Annotated in this window: 23 protein-coding genes; 11 read left to right on the top strand and 12 right to left on the bottom strand. The window is 32.4% G+C overall.

Going from position 1 to position 21,575, the window contains the following annotated elements; genetic code table 11:
- Positions 1 to 19 precede the first annotated feature (19 nt).
- Positions 20 to 787 (bottom strand): TatD family hydrolase, encoded by a 768-nt coding sequence (locus QZ143_RS00520; RefSeq protein ID WP_292880235.1) that lies wholly within the window; start codon positions 785 to 787, stop codon positions 20 to 22.
- Between the two features lie 186 nt (positions 788 to 973).
- Between QZ143_RS00520 and QZ143_RS00515 the strand changes: the two genes are divergently transcribed.
- Entirely contained in the window at positions 974 to 1,750 is a 777-nt protein-coding gene (locus QZ143_RS00515; protein WP_292609394.1) for a transcriptional regulator FilR1 domain-containing protein, read from the top strand.
- Between the two features lie 8 nt (positions 1,751 to 1,758).
- Here the strand turns inward: QZ143_RS00515 and glyS are convergent, their stop codons facing one another.
- Genes glyS through tfrB form a run of 5 tightly spaced genes read right to left on the bottom strand, consistent with a single transcriptional unit; the run spans position 1,759 to position 7,288 of the window.
- Positions 1,759 to 3,453, bottom strand: coding sequence for a glycine--tRNA ligase (gene glyS, locus QZ143_RS00510; protein ID WP_292880233.1), 1,695 nt, complete (start codon positions 3,451 to 3,453; stop codon positions 1,759 to 1,761).
- Positions 3,454 to 3,465: 12 nt separating this feature from the next.
- Positions 3,466 to 4,053 (bottom strand): dCTP deaminase, encoded by a 588-nt coding sequence (dcd, locus tag QZ143_RS00505; protein WP_292880230.1) that lies wholly within the window; start codon positions 4,051 to 4,053, stop codon positions 3,466 to 3,468.
- A gap of 15 nt (positions 4,054 to 4,068) precedes the next feature.
- Positions 4,069 to 4,896: a 4Fe-4S binding protein gene (locus QZ143_RS00500; RefSeq protein ID WP_292880226.1), complete on the bottom strand. Its 828-nt coding sequence runs from the start codon at positions 4,894 to 4,896 to the stop codon at positions 4,069 to 4,071.
- A complete protein-coding gene (locus QZ143_RS00495; protein WP_292609401.1) occupies positions 4,893 to 5,801 on the bottom strand; it encodes a TrmJ/YjtD family RNA methyltransferase in 909 nt (302 codons plus the stop codon). Before QZ143_RS00495 ends, QZ143_RS00500 begins: the two co-directional genes overlap by 4 nt.
- An 11-nt stretch (positions 5,802 to 5,812) precedes the next feature.
- The gene (gene tfrB / locus QZ143_RS00490; RefSeq protein ID WP_292880222.1) at positions 5,813 to 7,288 is read right to left on the bottom strand and encodes a fumarate reductase (CoM/CoB) subunit TfrB; all 1,476 of its coding nucleotides are present in this window, start codon (positions 7,286 to 7,288) and stop codon (positions 5,813 to 5,815) included.
- Positions 7,289 to 7,396: 108 nt separating this feature from the next.
- Between tfrB and iorA the strand changes: the two genes are divergently transcribed.
- Genes iorA through QZ143_RS00475 form a run of 3 tightly spaced genes read left to right on the top strand, consistent with a single transcriptional unit; the run spans position 7,397 to position 10,212 of the window.
- On the top strand, positions 7,397 to 9,289 hold the full coding sequence (gene iorA, locus QZ143_RS00485; protein ID WP_292609405.1) for an indolepyruvate ferredoxin oxidoreductase subunit alpha: 1,893 nt from the start codon (positions 7,397 to 7,399) through the stop codon (positions 9,287 to 9,289).
- Positions 9,290 to 9,293: 4 nt separating this feature from the next.
- Positions 9,294 to 9,878: an indolepyruvate oxidoreductase subunit beta gene (locus QZ143_RS00480; RefSeq protein WP_292880219.1), complete on the top strand. Its 585-nt coding sequence runs from the start codon at positions 9,294 to 9,296 to the stop codon at positions 9,876 to 9,878.
- A 55-nt stretch (positions 9,879 to 9,933) separates the two neighbouring features.
- Positions 9,934 to 10,212 (top strand): hypothetical protein, encoded by a 279-nt coding sequence (locus QZ143_RS00475; protein WP_292609418.1) that lies wholly within the window; start codon positions 9,934 to 9,936, stop codon positions 10,210 to 10,212.
- 164 nt (positions 10,213 to 10,376) lie between these two features.
- On the opposite strand, the gene QZ143_RS00470 is transcribed toward QZ143_RS00475, so the two are convergent.
- Positions 10,377 to 10,808 carry an amino acid-binding protein gene (locus tag QZ143_RS00470; RefSeq protein WP_292608232.1) on the bottom strand — a complete coding sequence of 144 codons (432 nt, stop codon included), beginning with the start codon at positions 10,806 to 10,808 and terminating at the stop codon, positions 10,377 to 10,379.
- Positions 10,809 to 10,816: 8 nt separating this feature from the next.
- Positions 10,817 to 12,118, bottom strand: coding sequence for a phenylacetate--CoA ligase (locus tag QZ143_RS00465; RefSeq protein WP_292880216.1), 1,302 nt, complete (start codon positions 12,116 to 12,118; stop codon positions 10,817 to 10,819).
- A gap of 211 nt (positions 12,119 to 12,329) precedes the next feature.
- Here QZ143_RS00465 and QZ143_RS00460 point away from each other — a divergent pair, with 211 nt between their 5' ends.
- Positions 12,330 to 13,940, top strand: a complete 1,611-nt coding sequence (locus QZ143_RS00460; protein ID WP_292880213.1) for a sodium/solute symporter — start codon at positions 12,330 to 12,332, stop codon at positions 13,938 to 13,940.
- The gene (locus QZ143_RS09925) at positions 13,937 to 14,050 is read left to right on the top strand and encodes a symporter small accessory protein (RefSeq protein ID WP_330047748.1); all 114 of its coding nucleotides are present in this window, start codon (positions 13,937 to 13,939) and stop codon (positions 14,048 to 14,050) included. Before QZ143_RS00460 ends, QZ143_RS09925 begins: the two co-directional genes overlap by 4 nt.
- A 231-nt stretch (positions 14,051 to 14,281) precedes the next feature.
- Here QZ143_RS09925 and QZ143_RS00455 read toward each other — a convergent pair whose 3' ends face one another.
- Both QZ143_RS00455 and QZ143_RS00450 read right to left on the bottom strand, forming a co-directional pair.
- The gene (locus QZ143_RS00455) at positions 14,282 to 14,557 is read right to left on the bottom strand and encodes a hypothetical protein (RefSeq protein WP_292880210.1); all 276 of its coding nucleotides are present in this window, start codon (positions 14,555 to 14,557) and stop codon (positions 14,282 to 14,284) included.
- A 1-nt stretch (position 14,558) separates the two neighbouring features.
- A complete protein-coding gene (locus QZ143_RS00450; RefSeq protein ID WP_292608243.1) occupies positions 14,559 to 14,846 on the bottom strand; it encodes a hypothetical protein in 288 nt (95 codons plus the stop codon).
- 160 nt (positions 14,847 to 15,006) lie between these two features.
- Between QZ143_RS00450 and QZ143_RS00445 the strand changes: the two genes are divergently transcribed.
- Together QZ143_RS00445 and QZ143_RS00440 are read left to right on the top strand one after the other, a co-directional pair.
- Positions 15,007 to 15,726 (top strand): carboxymuconolactone decarboxylase family protein, encoded by a 720-nt coding sequence (locus QZ143_RS00445; protein ID WP_292880207.1) that lies wholly within the window; start codon positions 15,007 to 15,009, stop codon positions 15,724 to 15,726.
- 51 nt (positions 15,727 to 15,777) lie between these two features.
- Positions 15,778 to 17,145: a glutamate synthase-related protein gene (locus QZ143_RS00440; RefSeq protein WP_292880204.1), complete on the top strand. Its 1,368-nt coding sequence runs from the start codon at positions 15,778 to 15,780 to the stop codon at positions 17,143 to 17,145.
- Between the two features lie 27 nt (positions 17,146 to 17,172).
- On the opposite strand, the gene QZ143_RS00435 is transcribed toward QZ143_RS00440, so the two are convergent.
- A complete protein-coding gene (locus QZ143_RS00435) occupies positions 17,173 to 17,577 on the bottom strand; it encodes a pyridoxamine 5'-phosphate oxidase family protein (RefSeq protein WP_292880201.1) in 405 nt (134 codons plus the stop codon).
- Between the two features lie 642 nt (positions 17,578 to 18,219).
- Between QZ143_RS00435 and modA the strand changes: the two genes are divergently transcribed.
- From modA to QZ143_RS00420, 3 genes are read left to right on the top strand one after another with little or no spacing between them, the layout of a single operon-like run.
- Positions 18,220 to 19,047: a molybdate ABC transporter substrate-binding protein gene (modA, locus tag QZ143_RS00430; RefSeq protein WP_292880198.1), complete on the top strand. Its 828-nt coding sequence runs from the start codon at positions 18,220 to 18,222 to the stop codon at positions 19,045 to 19,047.
- A 47-nt stretch (positions 19,048 to 19,094) separates the two neighbouring features.
- Positions 19,095 to 19,766, top strand: coding sequence for a molybdate ABC transporter permease subunit (gene modB, locus QZ143_RS00425; protein ID WP_342765203.1), 672 nt, complete (start codon positions 19,095 to 19,097; stop codon positions 19,764 to 19,766).
- Between the two features lie 42 nt (positions 19,767 to 19,808).
- Positions 19,809 to 20,846 carry an ATP-binding cassette domain-containing protein gene (locus QZ143_RS00420; protein WP_292880192.1) on the top strand — a complete coding sequence of 346 codons (1,038 nt, stop codon included), beginning with the start codon at positions 19,809 to 19,811 and terminating at the stop codon, positions 20,844 to 20,846.
- A 14-nt stretch (positions 20,847 to 20,860) separates the two neighbouring features.
- On the opposite strand, the gene QZ143_RS00415 is transcribed toward QZ143_RS00420, so the two are convergent.
- Positions 20,861 to 21,406, bottom strand: a complete 546-nt coding sequence (locus tag QZ143_RS00415) for a DNA-3-methyladenine glycosylase I (RefSeq protein ID WP_292880190.1) — start codon at positions 21,404 to 21,406, stop codon at positions 20,861 to 20,863.
- Between the last annotated feature and the right edge of the window lie 169 nt (positions 21,407 to 21,575).

Genomic DNA, 21,575 nt, shown 5'->3' with positions numbered 1-21,575 from the left:
TTATTTATTTTTAAATGACTTAATATTGTTGGCCAAGATTAAAGAAACTTAAAGCATTTTTATGGGATACCTTATCTATGTCTTTTTTATCATAGCCTTGTTTTTGCAATTCTCTTACAGTTTTTGGAACTGAAAGGGGGTCTGATGCTTTATTGCTGATGTCACTATTCAGCACGAATCTGTCAAATCCGTATTCGTCCAAAATTGATATTGCTTCGGTTTTGTCCATTTTTTGTGGCTGAATTGTTAAACCAAGCATACAATTGGTATCTATTGCATCACCAACAACTTGGGGATTAATATGGTCAATAACTGCATGTTTTTCATCCATGTGCTGTGGGAGAATATTTAAAATTTCTTTTAGGACTTCTTTTTTATTCTTTCGAGGGGTGTGGATAATTACTTTTGAATTTGTTTCATCTGCAATGTCTAACTGTTTTTTAAAGATAGTCAATTCATTTTCTGTTAAATCTTCAAGACCTATTTCGCCGATGGCTACTATTTGCTTGTTTTCAATCCATTGGTATAGTTTTTCAAATATTCTTTCAGGATTGACATTTGAGTTTGTTGGATGTATTCCCAATGCAACTTTTAAATCTAGTCCGTACTCTTTTGCTCTTGATGTATCCAGTTCTAAAATTCTGTTCAAATGGTTTGATAGAATCATTTCGTGTTCTATTTTGTAGGGGTAGTAACTACATGTAATTGCAGTATCAATTCCTGCAATATACATTTCTTTAAAGTCTTCTCCGCTTCTTGAATCTGCATGCATATGTGTATCTATCATATTTATCCCGTTTTATATTTTTATTTGATTATTAATTTGTTTGTTCTGTTTTAAAAAAATATCTGAAATTTTTAATTATTATAAAGTTTTTGGAAGTGTTACTTTCTGCATTTGTTCACTTCAAGAGATTTTATATCTCAAGTAATAAAAATATTATGATACGTAATACTAATAGGTGGTCTTACTGTGATTGAAAACAAATGTTATTTAGAAGATTATGAATCCATTTCAGATGAAGTAAAACATTTAACAAACTCCCTTTCAAGGTTAAAAGTATTGGCGACTTTATACGAACATCCAAAAAGCATGAAGGATTTGACTGCTGATACTGGATTAAGTTATAGTTCCGTATCTAGCACCATGCATAAATTAGAATTAAAGGGTTACATTTACAGAGAATCCAGTAAATATTATTTGTCTAACTGTATGCGATTAAAAATTGAAACTATTTTGGCGTTGAATGAAATTATTTACACTTTAAATAAATTTTTCAATATTTTGGATAAGCATTTGGTTGACATGATTCCCAATGAATCTGTGGCTGAGCTATATCTTATTGGTCAGGCTAATCTGATTGAATCAAGAGACATCGAGGCATATAAAATATATAACTATATTGAGCAGGTCTTAAATCAGGCAAAGGAAGTAAAATGTATTTTACCATTTTATTATGAAAATTTTAACAGACAATTGGATGGATTGGTTGAAAATAAAATTGATGTTGAAGCTATTGTTAGTGATAATATTTTCGATATTTTTGAAAAAGAATCCAAAATTGAAAATTTATCCTCTTTTAGTCAAAATAAGAACTTTTTACTTATAATTACTGATGAAGTGATGGTATTGGGATTATTCAAGGATGATGGTTATTTCGATCAAAATAGGCTATTGACATCAAAAAATGCTGATGCAATTAAATGGGCTGTCAATCTATTTGAAAACTTTAAAAATGGAAATAAATGAGTTTAAACTCATTTATAATATTTTTCCAAGTATTCGTTCAATTTGTCAATGGCGATTCTTTCCTGAGCTTCGGTGTCTCTATCCCTTACAGTTACTTGATTATCTTCAAGAGTATCGAAATCTACAGTGATTGCAAGAGGAATACCGATTTCATCAGCTCGGGCATATCGTTTACCAATGGTTCCAGTTGCATCGTATTCAACTCTAAATCCATTCATTCTTAATTCTTCAGTAAGATTTTGAGCTATTTCACGAGGTCCTTCTTTGTTTACAAGGGGGAACACTCCAACTTGCACTGGAGCAACAGACTTATTGAATTTGAAATAATCCTTATCATCGCTTTCACAGAATGAATGCAATAAAACGGAATAAACTATACGGTCAATTCCAAATGAAGGTTCGATTACATGGGGAATTATCTGTTCACCGGTAATTTCTTCTTCGACATCTTCAAAGATAAGTAATTCTTCATCCACTTCATAAACTTTGTCTAGTTCCACGGTGAACTTTCCATCTTTTTCAAGAGCTGCTTTAATGTCCTCAGGGTTTGCATCTTCGATTGCTTGTTTTACTTTAGGTGAATCTCCTTTGAATATTGGTCCAAATTTGGATAAGTTAGGTTTCACTACTGTTTTTTGAACTTTTTTAGGTTCATCGTATTCCATAAATACTGTTAGTTCATCATTACTGAATTTGGAGTGTGATGATAGGTCATAATCTCCCCTGTCAGCAATTCCAATAATTTCAACCCATCCGTATTTGTCGGTTTTTACTTCAACGTCCCAACAATCAAGAGCATAATGAGCCATTTCTCCAGCCAAATGTTGTCTGAATCTTAAAACTTCTTCAGGAATTCCAATTTCTGTTAAAAATTTACGGGCTAAATATAATTGGTAAATGAGCATTTCATTGGCTACAATACCTTTTTCCAATGCTTCACGTGCAGTAATTTTTAGAGGTTCTGTGTTGTTTTCCTGTACTTCCTGAGAATTCAATGTTAAAATTTCGTTTTCTATTTGTCCAAATTTTGGATGGGTCTTGTCTTTAGGGTCTAAAAATATCTCTGCTTCTGCTTGTGTGAATTCTCTTAATCGGATAACTCCTTGTCTTGGTGAAATTTCGTTTCTATATGCTTTTCCAAGTTGAACTGCTCCAAATGGAAGTTTTCCTCTGAAAAATCTTTCCAAACGTTTGAATAAAATAAATATTCCTTGAGCGGTTTCTGGTCTCATATAACCTACCTTGTCTCCTTTAGCACCGATTTCTGTTTTAAACATTAGGTTATAATTCCAGATATTTGACAGTTTTCCACCACATTCTGGACAGGTTATGTTATTGTCGATAACGATTTGGTCAAGCTCTTCGTTTTCAAGGCTTTCAACATCTTCGCCAATAACCTCTTCGATAATGTGGTCTGCTCTAAATACTTCTCCACATTCTTCACATTTACACATTGGGTCTGTAAAGTTATCGACATGTCCTGATGCTTTTAAAACTTCTTTAGGCATTACTGTAGGACCTTCAATTTCATAAAATCCTTCACCAGAAACGTATTGTTTTCTCCATTTTTGCATGATGTTATTTTTTAAGCTTGCTCCAAGAGGTCCATAATCTGTAAAACCAGATACTCCGGAGTAAATTTCAAAGGACGGCCATAAAAATCCTCTTTTTGCACTGATGTTTGCCATTTTATCATGATTCATAAATATTATCTCCTAATCTTTTTTTAATTCATAATCTAATTTAACTCTACTGCTTTCTGGACTAGTTTGTCCCATATATTTGCTTTTTCTATCTGGGTGTCCATACGGTAATTCTGAGGGGGTGGTCATGGTTTCAAATACAATTTGGCATACTCTTTGGCCCGGATAAAGTGCTACGGGCATGGCGCCAATGTTGGAAATTTCTAATGTAATTTTTCCTTCAAATCCAGGGTCGATGAAACCTGCAGTAACGTGCATTGTGACGCCTAAACGACCCATACTTGAACGGCCTTCAACTCTTGCCACTAAATCATCTGGCACTTTGACATACTCTAATGTTGTTGCAAGCGCAAATTCATTAGGGTGTATTATAAAAGCTTCACCTTCTTTGACGGTAGTTGATTCCATGTATGAAGCGATGTCTTCTTCATCTTTAGGATCAATGAAAGGTTTTCTAATTACTTTAAATACTTTGAATTCATCTCCTAATCTCATGTCAACAGAAGATGGCTGTATTTGTTTTTCATCTAAAAGAGGTTCAATAGATATTTTCCCTTCATTCAAATATTCTTTTATAGTTTTATCACTTAAAATTGCCATATTTTCACACAAACATTATAATTCTTTTTTATATAAATTGTCCATCCTATTAATTACATTATCAATAGTTTCATCAGAATAATCAATTGTAATAGCATCAAATTTGCATGCATTTGTACAAAGGCCGCATCCCTTACAAGTGTCATAATCAATTGAGATTTTGTTGTCTTTTAAGCGTATTGCTTGGAACATGCAAACTTCATTTAAACATTTTTTACACAGTCTGCAGTTATCTTCATGAAGCTTTACTGTAATACCATCAAGTTTTTCTACTTTATTGCTTATGTCCTCATCCAAATTAGGATAAACTTTCCATAAACAGCAACATGGACAGCAATGACATATTGTTAAGAGTCCTTCTCCCGGATGTATGTTCATCCAAACTGTATCGATTTTATTTCTTCCAATGAGGTGGCTTAAACCTGCAGCATCTGCTCTATCGATGTGGGCTAGAGCTTCATCAACTGTCGCTTTTTTACCAACATGTTCTGGGATTTTGTTGGCTGTCGGTCCAAGGAAAATACAACCAATATCCTTAGGATAATCTTTACAATCGTTTGAACTTCTGCATAAACATGAATTCATAATTACAATGTCATCACAGCGTTTAACAACATCTTTAATAATATCGGAAGGTAAGAATTCAGAACCTTCGGATTCTATTTTCTTATTGACATTAATGGCATTAGGTATGATAACGATTTCATCATTTTCAAAAAGCATTTTGTCAATGATTTTTTTGTAAGATTCTGATTTTTTGGTAATCTCCGCTATCCAAAATCTCCAGTTGAATATGTATTTAAGAATAAAAATACTAATATCCACAAATCTAGGCCTTCTCATTGTTCACCAAGTTTATTTTTTAATCTTCTTAATATCCCTTTAAATGTATGGGCCTCTCTACTAGTTATGAATGCTCTTGAAATAATGTTGTTGAATGTTTTCAAGCCATTTTTCTTTTTATGCTCCGGAATGTCCAGATAATCTATTAATTCTTTCATGTCATTTAACAGCAAGTCCTTTTCAACAGCACTGCTTTCATTCAAACCCTCAACACCAAATTCATGTTTATTTTTAAACAGTTCATAGAATATTATTGCTGCTGCATGGGAAATATTCATTATCGGGTAAGTTGGATCTGTTGGAATGGACACGCAGATGTCGCAGTCGTTAATTTCTTTATTTGAAAGGCCATCCCCTTCTCTTCCAAATAGAATAGCAATTTTATTTGAAGCATTCAATGACTTTCCCAATTCTTCTGGTTTTATAGGGATTCTGGCTAAGTTGTAACTTCCTCCAGCCATCCCTGTTGATGCTACTTTAAAATCTATTCTTTGTGATTGATAGAATTCGTCTAATGTTTTATAGACTTTTGCATTTTCAACAATGTATTTTCCATGGGTAGCTTGATAATAAGCGTCATTAGTTAATGTTGGAGGGTTTATAAGTATTAAATTTTTTAATCCAAAGTTAGCCATAGTTCTTGCAAGAAAACCAATGTTTCCTGGAGTTTCACATTCCACAAAAACTATGTAAATGTTTTCTTTAAATTGGCTTACTTCTTTTTCTTCATTTTCACGAATAAGTTTTGCTCGTGCTTTTCCTCTAGATTGAGTTCTTGTTTTTGATTTTTTAGTGGAAGTTGATTTGGATTCTGTTTTACTGTCTTCTTTATTTTCTGATGAATTGATTGTACTAGTTTCTACAACCTTTTGCTCACTTACAGCAGTGTCTCCCATATTAATCAACTTCTAAGTAATTATTCATAAGATTTTGTTAATAATTCAAGTAAATGCATCACTTTGATATTTTCACAGCCGATTGCATCTAACCCGTCTCTGATATTCAATTCACAAAACGGACAAATGGTAATCACAGCATCAGCATCAGTTTCCTTAATCATTTCTGCTTTTGATTTAGCCAAATCCATAGCAATTTCAGGTTTTCCGGATTTTATTCCACCGCCTGCTCCACAGCATTGGCATGGGTATTTCATTTCATTGAATGTGATGCCAGGAATCATTTCAATAATCTTGCGGGGTGCATCTTTAATGCCTTGCCCTCTACCTAAATGGCAAGGGTCATGGTATGTAACAGTCATGTCTACATCCTTTAATTTACTGGTATCCAGTTTATCCACTAAAAATTCGCTGATGTCCATGACATGTAATTTGGAACCGAATTCTGGGTGGTTATTTTTGAGTGTAGCTCCACAACCTGAACAAATTGTAATGATTGTATCGTAATCTTTAAAAACCTCTTTATTTTTATCAACAAGATCTTGAACTATATCAGTTTGACCGGTTCTCAACAATGGTGATCCACAGCAGACTTGCCCTTCAGGAACATCAATATCGATGCCATTTTCCTTTAAAACATCAACCAACATTTGTCCAATTTCAGGGAATTTGTAGTCAACCATACATCCCGTAAAGAATGCAATTTTTGAGCCTTTATAATTTTCGATTTGCTCTATAAATGGAGTTTTATCTGTTGTTACTGACCTTCCATTTTTAAGAATATTTTCTTTAAATGCTACATGTTCTGGAAGTGGACCTGAACCATTAGCAACTGCAATTGCTCTCATCTTTTCAATAGCATCACCAAATGTGTTTATGTTTTTAGGACAAACTGCCAGACATTTTCCACAACTGGTACATTTATATAAACCTTCGTCTAATGCTTCTTTGAGTCTATCAAAGTTTTCTCTTGGGTCGGTTTCAAATTTATCAATGTATCTCATTAAGTAAGGTCCGCCAAATTCCTCAGTTGCTATATTAACAACTGGACAGGTTGAAAGACAGGAATAACATTCGATACAGCTCCTTACTTTTTTTGTATCTTGGGTGTCTTCTTTTGTTATTGAAGTATTTAGCTCACTGCATTTATGATCACATTGGAGGGACAATTCTAAATCTTTTACTTTAGCTTCGATACTTGATTTGTCAACAATTAAATCTTTAATGACTGGAAAGTTCAACGGTTCGATTATTGCTCCATCCATAATCTCTTTTTGACAGGCAAGAGCACCATTTCCTTTAAACAATATTCCGCAGGACCCGCATTGTCCAGCTCTACATGAACTTCTAAAACTGATGTCCGCATCATATTTTTCATTAATTGCTTGAAGTGCATCCAAAACTTTCATCTGAGGTGTTTTTTCTATTTCATAACACTCCAAATGAGGTTCTGAGTCAGTTTCACTATTGAACCTTGAAACATATACTTTAATCATCATTTCCCCTCCGATTTATAAATGCTAATAAAACATCATAATATGAATATTTATATTTAAAACTATTATATAATATATTGTATTAATGATAATTTTGAGGAAAAATATATGAATTTAAAAGAATTAGTTACAGGAGTTAATGGTGATAAACATTTTTTACTTGGTAATGAAGCTGCCGTAAGGGGAGTAATAGAGGCAGGTGTTTCTATTGCAGCTACTTATCCTGGAACTCCTTCATCAGAAATTGGAAATGTATTGTCTGTGTTAGCTAAAGATGCAAATATTTATTTTGAATTTTCTACTAATGAAAAAGTAGCCATGGAGGTTGCAGCTACTGCTGCTGCATCAGGGTTGCGTTCATTTACTTTTATGAAACATGTGGGTATGAATGTGGCTGCAGACTCATTCATGACAACTGCATATTCTGGAGTCAGAGGAGGGATGGTAATATTGTCTGCAGATGATCCTTCTCTTTTCTCATCTCAAAATGAACAGGACACCAGGAATTATGCAAGATTGGCCAATGTCCCTATCTTGGAACCGTCCAACTGTCAAGAAGTTAAAGACATGGTTAAATATGCTTTTGACTTGTCAGAACAATTTCAAATTCCAGTAATTGTAAGAACAACCACTCGTGTATCTCATATGAGAGGAGTTGTGGAATTTGGAGATGTTGGAGATAATTCTACAAATAACGAAAATCATTGGAAAAGAGGTCATTTCAAAAAAGATCCATCCCAATTTGTTCCTGTTCCTGCCTTTGCAGGAGACATGCATGTCAAATTATGGGATAAAATACACAAAATTGAAAAAATTACAAATAAAAGTGATTTGAATACAGAAATTGATTTTTCAGCTGACAAAAAGTATGGTATAATTTCATCAAGCAGTGCTTATAATTATGCTCATGATGTTGTCAAATTCAATAATTTGGATATTGACATTTTAAAATTAGGATTTTCATATCCATTCCCACAAGAAAAGGTAGCAGAATTTTTAAAGGAAATGGATGAAGTTTTCATTGTTGAGGAAGTGGATCCAATAATAGAAAAAGAGACATTATCCACAATAGGTGCTAAAAAACTGGATGTTACTGTCCATGGTAAATTGGATGGAACTTTCCCTCTTTATCACGAATTCAATTCTGATGTGGTTTTAGATGGATTCAATAAGATATTGAATTTCAAACAAGTAAACGATTTAAAATATTCATCAAGCTTAGAAAAATTGCAAGAAGATATTCCTTCCCGTGCACCGGTATTATGTGCTGGATGTCCTCACAGGGCAATGTATTATGGAATAAATAAAGCTATTGAAGAGCTTGGATTGAAAACAGATGATGTGGTATTTGCATCAGATATTGGATGTTATACTTTAGGTATTAATCCACCATATAATGCTGCAGATTACCTATTGTCAATGGGTTCAAGTGTTGGAGATGGCTGTGGATTTTCAGTTTCAACAGACCAAAAGGTAGCAAGTTTTATTGGTGATTCCACATTTTTCCACAGTGGAATTTCACCTTTGATTAATGCAGTTCACAATAAACATAATTTTGTCTTGACTGTTTTGGATAACAGGATTACTGCAATGACAGGAGGTCAACCAAATCCGGGCATTCCTATTGATGGGATGGGTGATGAAGCTCCGGAAGTTTCTATTCGTAAATTAGCTCTTGCTTGCGGATGTGATTATGTACGTGTGATTAATCCGTTTAATTTGGAACAAGTTGTTAAAACTTATAAAGAAGCTTTTGAAAGAAATGATACTGCTGTAATTGTTTCAAAAGCTCCATGTACATTAATAAAAGGTTTAACTAAGAAACCTCCGGTTAATTTTATTGAAAGTAATTGTAATAATTGTGATAAATGTGTAAGTGAACTTGCATGTCCTGCCATTTCAAAAATCAATGGTAAAATTGTTATAGATAAATCTCAATGTGATGGATGCAATGTATGTATACAAGTTTGTAAGTATGGTGCTTTAGAGGCAGGTAGGTGAGAAGATGGATAATCATTATAGTATTTATATTTGTGGTGTTGGAGGCCAAGGAATTATTAAAACTTCAACTATCATTGGTGAAGCTGCAATGAACCAAGGTCTGGATGTAGTAATGAGTGAAATTCATGGAATGTCTCAAAGAGGAGGTTCCGTTTCCACAGAATTAAAAATTGGAGGATATAATTCTTCAATCATTCCAAATGAGGGTGCAGATATGTTGCTTTCTTTTGAACCAATTGAAACAATAAGGGGATTGGATAAGGTGAATAGCGAAACCAAAATTGTCTACAATACTCATCCAATTATTCCTTCTTCATCTGATAAGGCATATCCAAGTGTTGATAGCATAACAAAAACCTTAAAAGAAAATTTTAAATATGTTCTTCCAATTGATGGTACTAAATTGGCTATTGATGCTGGAAGTGTTTTAGCACTTAATATGGTTCTGTTAGGGGCTGTGACTGCTGATGACAATTTCCCATTATCAAAAGATTCAGTCATTGATGCAATGAAAAATAATTTAAAACCTAAATTCCATGATATGAATTTAAAAGCTATTGAAAGTGGGTACAAATCAATTAAAGGTTAAATATTTAAATACTATTTAAAATAAATCTTTTACTAGATTAATGAGTTGTGGTATTATGACTTACAAAATTGATAATGCAATTGTAAAAAAAGATGTAACTGGAAAACTTACATTAATTGATCCAGATAATGTTTTTGCTGATGAAGATGCATTCATTGCTATTAAAAGTGATGATTTAATTACTATTCAACTTTTAATTAATGGTATTTTAAAAAATGATTTTAAAAGTTGGAGGGAATTGGGAGCAATTCCTGAAAATGAATCCCTTAAAAATCTTTTTGTCCGCTTAGGATATTCAAAAGAAGATGTAGCGAATATGATTAAAGAATTTTAATTATTCTTTACTTTTTTTTATTTTCTTTTTATTTGTTTTTTTTTTTGAAATTTTTTCTAAAAAATCAGTTATTTAATCTGATTTTTGTTTGGTGAAGGTTAATCTATCTAAAATTAGAATGGATTTTTAATAAAAATAATTTGTAGAAAAGAGGTTAATCTTTTCTATAAGTTTTCAATATCTTTGGTCTCTAATATTTTAACATTGCTATCTTTTAAGGCATCGATAGCTTTTTCCATATTTTCTAATCTCATAACTACAATAGCTTCATCGGTTTTGCTGCTTACAAAAGCGTATAAGTATTCTAAATTAATGCCTTTTTCATCAAAAACAGCTAATGTAGAATTTAATCCATTAGGTTCATCTGGAACTGCTAAAATAATTACTTCATTTTCTTTTACAATAAATCCGTCTCTTTCAAGAGCATCTATTGCTTTTTTGTTATCTGAAACAATTAATCTTAAGATTCCGTATTTTGTTGTATCTGCTATTGAAAGAGCACGAATATTGATGTTTTCTTGCCCTAATGTGTTAATAGCTTTTTTAATTCTTCCTTCTTTGTTTTCTACAAAAATTGAAATTTGTTTCACTGACATTTTTTCACCTATTCAAAATTCCTTTCATCTATTACACGTACAGCTTTACCTTCACTTCTTGGAAGAGATTCTGGCTCACAGATTGTAACGTCAACTCTAAGTCCAGTTTCTGACCTGATTGAAGCTTGGATTTGTTTTTCTACTTTTTCCATTTCTTTCATTTCGTCTGAGAATAATTCTTTTGAAGCTTCTACTTTTACTTCGACTTCATCTAAAATATCTGGTCTTGTTACATGAATCATGTAATTAGGACTGATTCCCTCGATTTTGAGCAATGCTTTTTCAATTTGTGATGGGAATACCATAACACCTTTGATTTTTAACATGTCATCGCTTCTTCCGGTGATTCTTGTCATTCTAACGGTTGTTCTTCCACATTCACATTTTTCTTCGATAAGTGAAGTCAAATCTTTTGTTCTAAATCTTAAGATTGGCATTCCGGTTTTGGTAAGAGATGTTAAAACAAGTTCTCCTTTTTCACCATAATCCAAGGTTTCACCAGTATCTGAATTAATGATTTCTGGGTAAAAATGATCATCTTGAATATGCATTCCATTTTGATAACTGCATTCCTGAGCTACTCCAGGACCCATTACTTCGGTTAAACCGTATATGTTGTGGGTTTTGATTCCGAGGGATGTTTCGATTCTTTTTCTCATTTCATCTGTCCACATTTCAGCACCATGAATTCCCGCTTTTAGATTTATGTCTTCAAGGGGAATGCCTGATTTTTCTCTGGATTCTCCCAAATACATTGCATATGATGGGGTACAAGTTAATATGTCGCTTTGGAAATCAACCATGGTGTCAAGTTGTCTTTGTGTATTTCCAGCCGAAATTGGTATTGTAATTGCGCCCATTTTGTTTCCTCCATGGTGAATACCAAAACCGCCTGTAAATAAACCGTATCCGTATGCATTTTGGATGATGTATTCTTTTTCTGCACCAGCCATTTTAAGACCACGTGCAATACATTCTCCCCAAATATCCAAGTCTGCTTGTGTGTATGCGGTTACTGTTGGTTTTCCGGTTGTTCCAGAAGAAGCGTGCACTTCAACGATATCTTCGCGAGGAACTGCAAGTAATCCTAAAGGATAAGCTTCTCTTAAATCGCTTTTTGTAGTGAATGGAATTTTTTCAATATCTTTTAAAGTTTTGATGTCTTCAGGTTTAAGCCCAATTTCGTCAAATCTTTTTTTATAAAAGTCTATATTGTCATATGCATGTTTTACAGTCTTTTTAAGTCTTTCAAGTTGAAGTTCTTCTTTTTTCTCTTTGCTCATACATTCGGCTTCTTCATTCCAAAACATAATATCCCTATTTATTTTAATATGTTTAATTATTAGTGGGTAATAATATAAAAATTTATAATTTTGTTTAATTTTTCATATGGTTAAGCAAATTATATGATGTACATTATTGTACATGGATGTATATTTATGCTAATATTTATATATTATTTAATAGTATATAAATAATATGTTATAGATTAATATTATTTTTTTATAGAGGTAATTATTTATGGACGTAATGGTTTTAGCAATTGTATTTATAATTTACATATTTGCTTTAGTTTTTGTAGGTTATTATGCATACAAAAAGACCAATTCCTCTGAAGATTTTATGATAGCTGGTAAGGATACACATCCCTTTATCATGGCAATGAGTTATGGGGCAACTTTTATTTCAACAGCGGCTATTGTTGGTTTTGGAGGAGTTGCAGGGCAATATGGTATGAGTGTTTTATGGTTGGCATTCTTAAATATTATTATTGGTGTATTCATAGCTTTCGTATTTTTAGGAAAAAGAACTCGTCGTATGGGTCATGCATTAGAATCATTGACTTTTCCTGAGTTTTTAGGAAAACGTTTTGACTCTAAGTTCATTCAATCTGTTTCAGGGTTAATTATTTTTTGTGCAATGCCTATTTATGCTGCAGTGGTATTGATTGGAGCAGCAAGATTTTTAGAATCTTCCTTGTTAATTGATTTCAGTATCGCTCTTTTAATATTGTCAATTATCATCACATTCTATGTGCTTTTTGGTGGAATTCGTGGTGTAATGTATACTGATGCATTGCAAGGAACAATTATGGTTGTTGCAATGGTATTTTTACTTGTATTTGTATACTGGTTGCTTGGAGGAGTCGACACAGCAAATACAGCTCTAACGAATATGGGCAATCTGTATCCTGCCGATGCTATGGCTACTGGTGGAACAGGTTGGACATCGTTCCCGAAATTTGGAACACCGTTCTGGTGGTCATTAGTATCTTCAACATTAATTGGTGTAGGTATTGGGGTATTGGCACAACCTTCATTGATTGTAAGATTCATGACTGTTAAATCAGACAAAGAATTAAACAGATCTGTTTTAATTGGTGGAATATTCATTGCAGTCATGCCAACTACTGCATATATCGTAGGTTCTCTTTCAAATGTATATTTCATGGATAAATTGGGAAAGATTGCAGTGGATGTAGTTGGAGGAAACATTGATAAAATCATTCCAACATTTATTACAATGGCACTGCCTGAATGGTTTGTTTATATTTTCCTGCTCTCTTTAATCGCAGCGGCAATGTCAACAATATCTTCACAATTGCATACTCAAGGTACAGCATTTGGTGTGGATATATATCATACTTTAAGAGCTAAATCAAAACAAAAACTGGATGAAGTATCAATTTCAAGAATTGGGATTTTAATTGCAATCATTTTAGCATTGGTAATGGCATTCTTACTTCCGGGAAGTGTAGTTGCACTCGGAACCAGCCTATTCTTTGAAATTTGTGCAGCAGCGTTCCTGCCAGTATTTTTAGGTGCTCTTTACTGGAAAGGAATCACTCGTCTTGGAGCTATTGCAGGAATTGTATCCGGAACTTTCGTTAGTTTATTCTGGTTAACATTTGTATTCAAAAAGACTGCGGTAGGTCTTGGAATCTGTAAATTTATATTTGGTGTTGAAACAATTCTCCCTGCTGCTCCATGGCCGTTTATTGATGTAATGCTAATAGCAGTTCCTGTTTCAGCAATAATTACAATTATTGTAAGTTTGATTACAAAGCCTCCTGCTCAAGATGTAATTGATAAGGCATTTAAAAACATAGACAATAAAGGAAGTGATGTATGATGATTTTAGGAATTGAAGATCCATTAATTTGGGGTGTTTATGTTGGAATTATCTTATCCACACTTTTATGCATTGTTTATGGTATTGTAAACTGGAATAAGGGAGATTAAAACTAGTTCAAATGGAAAGAAAGTAAATTGCTTTCTTTCTTAATTGATATTATTAGAGTGAGTTATTTCAATATAACTCCAATTTTTTTTGTTGTACTAAAAATAGATTTTTCAAATAAAATTAAAATGCTGAAAAATAATATTTAATGAGATTAATAATCTAGTTATAAGGGTATTTTACCATGTTTTTTTTTTTAAAAAAAAAGTAGATGATGGATATTCATCCAAAATCTATTTTAATAATCCCATTGCTCCAAGCATAGATTGGAGACCTAATATGATAATAGCGAGACCGCCGATGATTTCAATGTAATCTGCATATTTTATAGCAACTTTAGTTCCAAAGGCTCCAAGTAATAACCAGATGACTACTGCAATTAAACTTAATCCACCTAAAATAAATGGATTTACATGTGCTACAGCACCTTGAGAAGCTAAAATTAAGTTTTCTATGTTTCCAAATATAAGCAAACCTGTAAATGGTGCATATTCTTTCCAATCAACCATTTTATTCACCACTTTTAACTGATCTAATATGTTTTACAGCATCATAGATTGCTTTAACACCCAATATAAAAATTGCAAGTCCACCAATGAATTCAATGTAATTTGCATATTGGATTGCAGCTTCTGTTGCCACTGTTCCGATTATTAACCAAAAGATTACTGCAAGTATACTTAGTCCACTTAAAATCTTAATATTAACACCTTTTACAACACCTTGGGATGCTAAAATAAGGTTTTCTATATTTCCAAAAATGATTAAACCAATGAATGGCAAATATTCTTCTAACAAATTATCACCATTTATTAATTTTAATGCTATTACTATTTAAATGTTAAATATTTTATGCTTATTAATTATATTTTGTCTTATTTTTGAAAAATATATGTATTTTTTCCATATTTATTTAAAAAAGAAAAATATATTACATTTTGATTTTTAAAATAATTCTATGAATGATTTATTTGACAATTTCGGAAGAATTGAAAAAAACGACCCTGAATTTTATGAAATTTTTAAGAATTTTGCATTTGATGAGGTGCTTGAATTTTCATCATTAAATGAAAATGAATCAGTTTTGGTAATTTTGGCTAGCTTAATTGCATGTCAATCTCCGAAGGCATTTAAAAAGATTTTAAGTTCTGCTTTAGATAACTATGTAACTCCTAGGGAAGTTAAAGAACTGCTCTATCAATCTGTGCCTTATGTCGGATTTGGTCGTGCACATAATTTTTTTGGAGTAGTTATCAAAGTTTTCGACAAAAAAGGCATTAAAATGCCATTGGATATTATTCCTGATGTTGCTGCTGAAAACAAATACAAATCAGGCCGTGAAATTCAAGAAACGTATTTTGGAGTTGAACTGATTAAGTTGATGGATGATTCCACTCTCGAAGGTCAACAGCACATCAATAAATTTTTGGAAAGTCATTGTTTTGGCGATTTCTACACGCGGGAAGGGTTAAATGATAAACAAAGGGAATTGATTACTTTCACATTCATCACTACTTTAGGTGGTTGTGAAAATCAACTTAGAGGTCATATTCAAGGTAATTTGTCTGTTGGCAACGATAAAGAAAGGTTAATTTCTGCCATTACTGTAATGTTGCCTTATATTGGATTTCCAAGATCTCTTAATGCAATATCTATTGTAAATGAGATTTGCGAATAGCTAAATATATATACTATAATAGTTCACTTAGTAACAAGCGAGTTGGTTATTATGATATACAAGTGTACTATTTGTGGCCATATACACAATGAAGAAGCAACAGGAGTGTTATTAAAAGATTTGGATAAATGTCCTATATGTAAACAGGATATATCCAAGTTTGTTGAAGTTGAAAACTCAAAATCAACTGAAAATTCTGATGTGAAAAGTTTGGAACTTGCATACGATAAGAATTTTGCAAAAAGCGATAAAGACATAAGGCAAATGGATGCAATACACCAAATGGCAATAACTGGTGAGAGTATTGTTGCAGCAATGTATACTGACTTTCCAATGCCTAATTGGGATGATATTTTGCTTTTGGGTTGTCAGTTAAATCCACAGCCATTGGAAAGTGATGTTGAAGTCAATACTCAAACAATCATCGGTAAAAACGCTAAAAAACCTTTAATCATTGAAAGTCCTATTTACATCACTCACATGTCCTTTGGTGCTTTGTCTCGTGAAACAAAAATAGCTCTGGCAAAGGGAAGTGCAGCTATAAAAACAGCCCAGTGCAGTGGTGAAGGTGGAATTTTAGTCGAAGAAATGGACAATGCTTATAGATATATTTTTGAATATGTCCCAAACAAATATTCCGCTACTGAAGATAATCTAAAAAATGCCGATGCGATTGAAATTAAAATAGGTCAATCTACAAAACCGGGTCTTGGAGGCCAGCTTCAAGGTGAAAAGGTAACTTCTGAAATTGCAGAAGTTAGAGGTAAACCGATTGGTGAGGACATTCACTCTCCTGCAACAATTCCTGGAATTTCAACAAAAGAAGATTTGAAGGAGTTGGTTGATGATTTAAGACATCGTTCAAAGGGAAGACCTATTGGTTTAAAATTTGCTGCAGGCCATATTGAAGATGATTTGGAACATGTATTATATGCTGAACCGGATTTCATTACAATTGATGGGAGAGGCGGTTCGACTGGTGCAAGCCCTCAATTGGTAAGAGACTCCACTTCTGTTCCTACAATATATGCGCTTTCAAGGGCTCGCAAATTCCTGGATAATCATAATTCAGAAATTGATTTAACTATTACTGGCGGTTTAAGAGTTTCTTCTGATTTTGCTAAAGCTTTGGCTATGGGTGCTAATGCAATAGCTATTGGAACTGGAGCCATGATTGCGGCAGCTTGCCAACAATATAGAATTTGTGATACTGGAGATTGTCCTGTTGGTGTTGCAACTCAAGATGATGAATTGAGAAAAAGATTGAAAATAGAAACTGCTGCAAAAAGGGTTGAAACAGAAGAGTTAAAAACTTTTGCAAGAATTACTGGACATGGTGATGTTCATGATTTGAATATTGGTGATTTATGCACAATAAACTCTGAAATTTCAGAGTATACTGATATTCGGCACGTTTAAAAAAAGTTTGAGTATTAATGTTTGACATTAATACTTGAATTCATAACTTTCTTCAATTTCCATCATATTTCTTATTTCAGCTGTAGCGTTGTTCAGGAAAAATACTCCCATTTCCCAGCCGTTTGCCTTGTATGCATCAGCGATTTCTGGCATAAGTTCAAATGCTTTTTCAACAACTGCTTCATTTTTGGTTAAATCTGCAGTTCCGTAATATCTTAAAAAATGTTCTCCATCCCATGTTGCTATTTCAACATTTGGATTTACTTCCATTTGTTTGTAAACCTCTTTAAATGTTCCCACTCCAAAGTAAATTTTGTCTTCATATAACAAGTGGAAACCTAACGGTCTTACTTTTGGTTTTTCTCCATCTACAGTTGACAAGTAGAATACTTCTGCTTTTGTTAAAATTTCATCGACTTTTTCAATTGACATTTAAACACCTTATTTTTAATATTTGTTTAATTATTATTTAATTGTTGTATTTGTTATTACAGTTATTTTCCGATGTGATGACTTTTGATGATTAATAAGTTATAATTCGCAATTCTTTATATTTTGACGTTATATCTTAATTAGACTATTTTAATTTGATTTAATTTTTTCGATATGTTATTTATATAGATATTTCATAACAAAACTTTTATATTTATGTTGTTATAAATCGTATCAGTTATTAATTTAGATTTATAACGAAATTCTTAATGTTTGTATGTTAAATTTGAAAAATTCATATAATTTTTAGAGAATTTCTTCATCGATATGAAAATATTTATATATCATTTTTAAGTTATATAGTATTGCTACTCATGATATTAAATTGTAATTGAGATTGGTGGAATGAATGGGGGAAAACATTAGAGAAGTGAATATAGAAATTTATTCATGATATAATGTTATTTTTTGATAATGTACGTTATCTGTCCATGATTCAATGGTTAATGTTAATGCAGATTAACTTATTTGGATAGTAGGTACATTTTTACATATCAAAGTCTATTGCTTTTTATTAATCTTTGATTATCCTATTTTGATGTCTGATAGTATTTTTGATAATTTACTAAATGGAGACAAACTATGAAATCTATGAAAAAATTGTTATTTATAGTTATTTTGGCTTTAATCGTAGCTGTAGGCGTAGGTTCATGTGCTGCCGGTTTGTTTGACTTTGGTAGTGGTGATTCTAATTCTACTAATAGTAATGTATCTGGTGAAATTAATCTTGCTGCAGCTGCAAGTTTAAAAAACGCCTTTGATAAAGATTTAATTCCTATGTTTGAAAAACAACATCCTGGTGTAAAAGTTACACCTACTTATGCTTCAAGTGGTGATTTACAAACCCAAATTGAAAATGGTTTAAAAGCAGATGTATTCATGTCTGCTGCAAATAAACAGATGAACGCTTTAGCTAATAAAAGTTTAGTCGACAATAAAACTAATGTTCAATCTTTAGAGAACAAAGTTGTTTTAATTGTACCAAAAGACTCAAAAGCTAATATATCTTCATTTGATGATTTGAAAAAAGTAAATGGTACTATTGCTATCGGTGATCCTGAATCCGTACCTGCTGGACAATACGCTAAAGAAGTATTGAACAATACTGGTATTTGGGGCGATGTTGAATCTAAATTATCATTAGGTACTGATGTAACTGCAGTATTAAACCAAGTATCTCAAGGATCTGCTGACTGTGGTATTGTATATGCTACTGATGCTAAATCTGATGATAATGTTAAAGTAGTTTGTGAAGCTCCAGAAAGTGCTTTAAAAACTCCTGTCATTTATCCTGTAGCAGTTCTTTCAAATTCATCAAATCCTGATGGTGCACATGCATTTGTTGACTTCTTACAAACTAAAGAAGCTAAAGACGTATTTGTAGAATATGGTTTTACTATCCACGAATAGATTTTTTGTGAATAATAAGTAATGTTAAGGGAGATATGAGCATGGCGATGGATTGGTCCCCTATTGGAATCTCAATGAAAACTGCAAGTATATCAATCCTTATAACCTTTTTTTTAGGTTTGATTGTTGCTTGGTTTCTTGTTAAGATTAAAAACGACACAGCAAAAATTATACTTGATGGAATTTTTACATTACCACTTGTATTACCTCCTACTGTAGTAGGATTCTTCTTATTGTATGTTTTTGGTGTCAGAGGACCTATCGGAAAGTTTTTCATTGAATTTTTTGCAGTAAAAATAGCTTTTTCATGGTGGGCAACTGTTATCGCTGCTGTCGTCATGTCTTTTCCTTTAATGTATCGTTCCGCTAGAGGCGCATTTGAACAAGTTGATTCCAACCTGTTGGATGCCGGCCGTACATTGGGAATGTCTGAGTGGAAAATATTTTGGAAAGTTTTATTTGCAAATGCATTGCCTGGAATTATCAGTGGTGGAATTCTTGCTTATGCTCGGGGTTTAGGTGAATTTGGTGCTACTGCTATGCTTGCAGGTAATATTGCCGGACAAACCAGAACACTTCCTATGGCAGTTTATTCTGAAGTGGCTGCTGGAAATATGGGGGAAGCTTCTTATTATGTAATAGTCATTATCATCATAGCATTTATTGCTATTTTCATTATGGATTTCATTTCCATACGTAAGGAAAATCAATGGAAATAAATAATAATTAATAGATGTTAAATTTACTACTGGAGATAGATTATGAGTAATAAAGTGTTAAAATTCAATATCCAAAAGAAACTTAAAGAATTTGACTTGAATATTAGTTTTGAGTTGAAAAAAGGATGTTTGGGTATTCTTGGTCCTTCTGGATGTGGTAAAAGTATGACACTCAAATCTATTGCAGGTATTGTTGATCCAGATAATGGATTTGTAAGTTTAACTACAGATAAAGAAACCGTTTATTTTGATTCAAATAATAAAATTAATATAAAGCCTCAAAAAAGAAATGTAGGTTATCTATTTCAGAATTACGCTTTATTTCCTAACATGACTGTTGAAGAAAATGTGGCTGCGGGTTTGGCAAAAGACCATGATGAAAAGATAGTGTCAGAGATGATTGAACGTTTTCATTTAGGTGGTTTGGAAAATAGATATCCTCGACAATTGTCTGGAGGTCAGCAGCAAAGGGTTGCATTAGCTCGTATATTGGCATATGGACCAGATGTCATATTGTTTGATGAACCGTTTAGCGCGATGGACGCCTACTTAAAAGAACAGTTGCGTGTAGAACTTGTTAATTTGCTAACTAACTTTGATGGACTGTCTATTTTAGTTACTCATGACCGTGATGAGGCCTTTCAGTTTTGTGATGAACTTCTGATATTGGATGAAGGTCAAATTATAGCAAAAGGAGATACTCGAGAATTATTTGAGAATCCAAAAAAAGTTCAAGTCGCCAGACTTACTGGTTGTAAAAACATTTCAAAAATAGAAATTATTGACGACTATCATCTAAAATCATTGGATTGGGGAATTATACTGGAAGTATCTAAAAAAATTTCACCAAATATTACTCATATCGGAATAAGGGCACATGATTTTGTGGCTGCTAAAAAAGATGATGTTAATTCTTTTGATACTTTAAATTCAAAAAAATTAGAAATGCCGTTTGAATGGAGAATATCATTATCAAATGGTTTATCATGGATACGTGAAAAAAGGATTCATGACCATGATTTTGAAATTCCTGATTATCTTAAAGTTGATCCAAAAAATATAATATTGCTTGAAGAGTAATTATTTATCTTATACTATTTTTTATATTTAAAACAATTTTCCTGATGATTGTCAATTATTCCGACTGCTTCAAGATAGGAATAGATAATTGTTGGGCCAACAAACTTCATTCCACGTTTTTTCAAATCTTTTGAAATCTTTGAGGATAAGTCAGATTCGGTTAAATATTCATGTTTTATAACTTCACCGTTGGTAAATCCCCAAATATATTCATCAAAACTTCCAAATTCCTTTTGAATTTCGATGAATGCCTGTGCGTTGTTAATGGCTGATGTGATTTTACCTTTGTGGCGGATAATGCCTTCATTTTGCCTTAACTCATTAACTTTATTTTCATCATAATTGGCTACTTTAACAACATCAAAATTATCAAAAGCTTTTTTAAAGTTTTCACGTTTTTTTAAAATTGTAATCCATGATAATCCTGCCTGAAATGACTCTAAAACTAGAAATTCAAATAATTCTCTATCATCATGAGTTGGAACTCCCCATTCTTCGTCATGATATTTGACATATATGTTTTCTACATCGGTTGCCCAGCTGCATCGTTTTTTGTTCATAGGAATAGTTATTATTTGCTTTGTTTAAATATATTTTTAGGAAAATTTTAATACTATTAATTATCCTATTTGGAATATTAAGTAAAGTTTAATTGTCATTGTTGATAAAGAAAATATTGAGGTTATATTTATTGATATAGTTATCATATGTTTTTTTAAATCATGTTAA

The organism is Methanobrevibacter sp. UBA188, from assembly GCF_905234905.1.
GTDB lineage: Archaea > Methanobacteriota > Methanobacteria > Methanobacteriales > Methanobacteriaceae > Methanocatella.
This window is presented reverse-complemented; position numbering and strand designations above follow the sequence as displayed.

Coding starts and splice junctions, on each gene's coding strand:
- QZ143_RS00470 (WP_292608232.1), bottom strand. CDS start 10,808: ATGTCAGTGAAACAAATTTCAATTTTTGTAGAAAACAAAGAAGGAAGA.
- QZ143_RS00420 (WP_292880192.1), top strand. CDS start 19,809: ATGAGTAATAAAGTGTTAAAATTCAATATCCAAAAGAAACTTAAAGAA.
- glyS (WP_292880233.1), bottom strand. CDS start 3,453: ATGAATCATGATAAAATGGCAAACATCAGTGCAAAAAGAGGATTTTTA.
- QZ143_RS00415 (WP_292880190.1), bottom strand. CDS start 21,406: ATGAACAAAAAACGATGCAGCTGGGCAACCGATGTAGAAAACATATAT.
- QZ143_RS00440 (WP_292880204.1), top strand. CDS start 15,778: ATGATATACAAGTGTACTATTTGTGGCCATATACACAATGAAGAAGCA.
- modA (WP_292880198.1), top strand. CDS start 18,220: ATGAAATCTATGAAAAAATTGTTATTTATAGTTATTTTGGCTTTAATC.
- QZ143_RS00455 (WP_292880210.1), bottom strand. CDS start 14,557: ATGGTTGATTGGAAAGAATATGCACCATTTACAGGTTTGCTTATATTT.
- QZ143_RS00460 (WP_292880213.1), top strand. CDS start 12,330: ATGGACGTAATGGTTTTAGCAATTGTATTTATAATTTACATATTTGCT.
- modB (WP_342765203.1), top strand. CDS start 19,095: ATGGATTGGTCCCCTATTGGAATCTCAATGAAAACTGCAAGTATATCA.
- QZ143_RS00480 (WP_292880219.1), top strand. CDS start 9,294: ATGGATAATCATTATAGTATTTATATTTGTGGTGTTGGAGGCCAAGGA.
- QZ143_RS00520 (WP_292880235.1), bottom strand. CDS start 787: ATGATAGATACACATATGCATGCAGATTCAAGAAGCGGAGAAGACTTT.
- QZ143_RS09925 (WP_330047748.1), top strand. CDS start 13,937: ATGATGATTTTAGGAATTGAAGATCCATTAATTTGGGGTGTTTATGTT.
- QZ143_RS00500 (WP_292880226.1), bottom strand. CDS start 4,896: ATGAGAAGGCCTAGATTTGTGGATATTAGTATTTTTATTCTTAAATAC.
- QZ143_RS00445 (WP_292880207.1), top strand. CDS start 15,007: ATGAATGATTTATTTGACAATTTCGGAAGAATTGAAAAAAACGACCCT.
- iorA (WP_292609405.1), top strand. CDS start 7,397: ATGAATTTAAAAGAATTAGTTACAGGAGTTAATGGTGATAAACATTTT.
- QZ143_RS00435 (WP_292880201.1), bottom strand. CDS start 17,577: ATGTCAATTGAAAAAGTCGATGAAATTTTAACAAAAGCAGAAGTATTC.
- QZ143_RS00475 (WP_292609418.1), top strand. CDS start 9,934: ATGACTTACAAAATTGATAATGCAATTGTAAAAAAAGATGTAACTGGA.
- dcd (WP_292880230.1), bottom strand. CDS start 4,053: ATGGCAATTTTAAGTGATAAAACTATAAAAGAATATTTGAATGAAGGG.
- tfrB (WP_292880222.1), bottom strand. CDS start 7,288: ATGATTAAAGTATATGTTTCAAGGTTCAATAGTGAAACTGACTCAGAA.
- QZ143_RS00465 (WP_292880216.1), bottom strand. CDS start 12,118: ATGTTTTGGAATGAAGAAGCCGAATGTATGAGCAAAGAGAAAAAAGAA.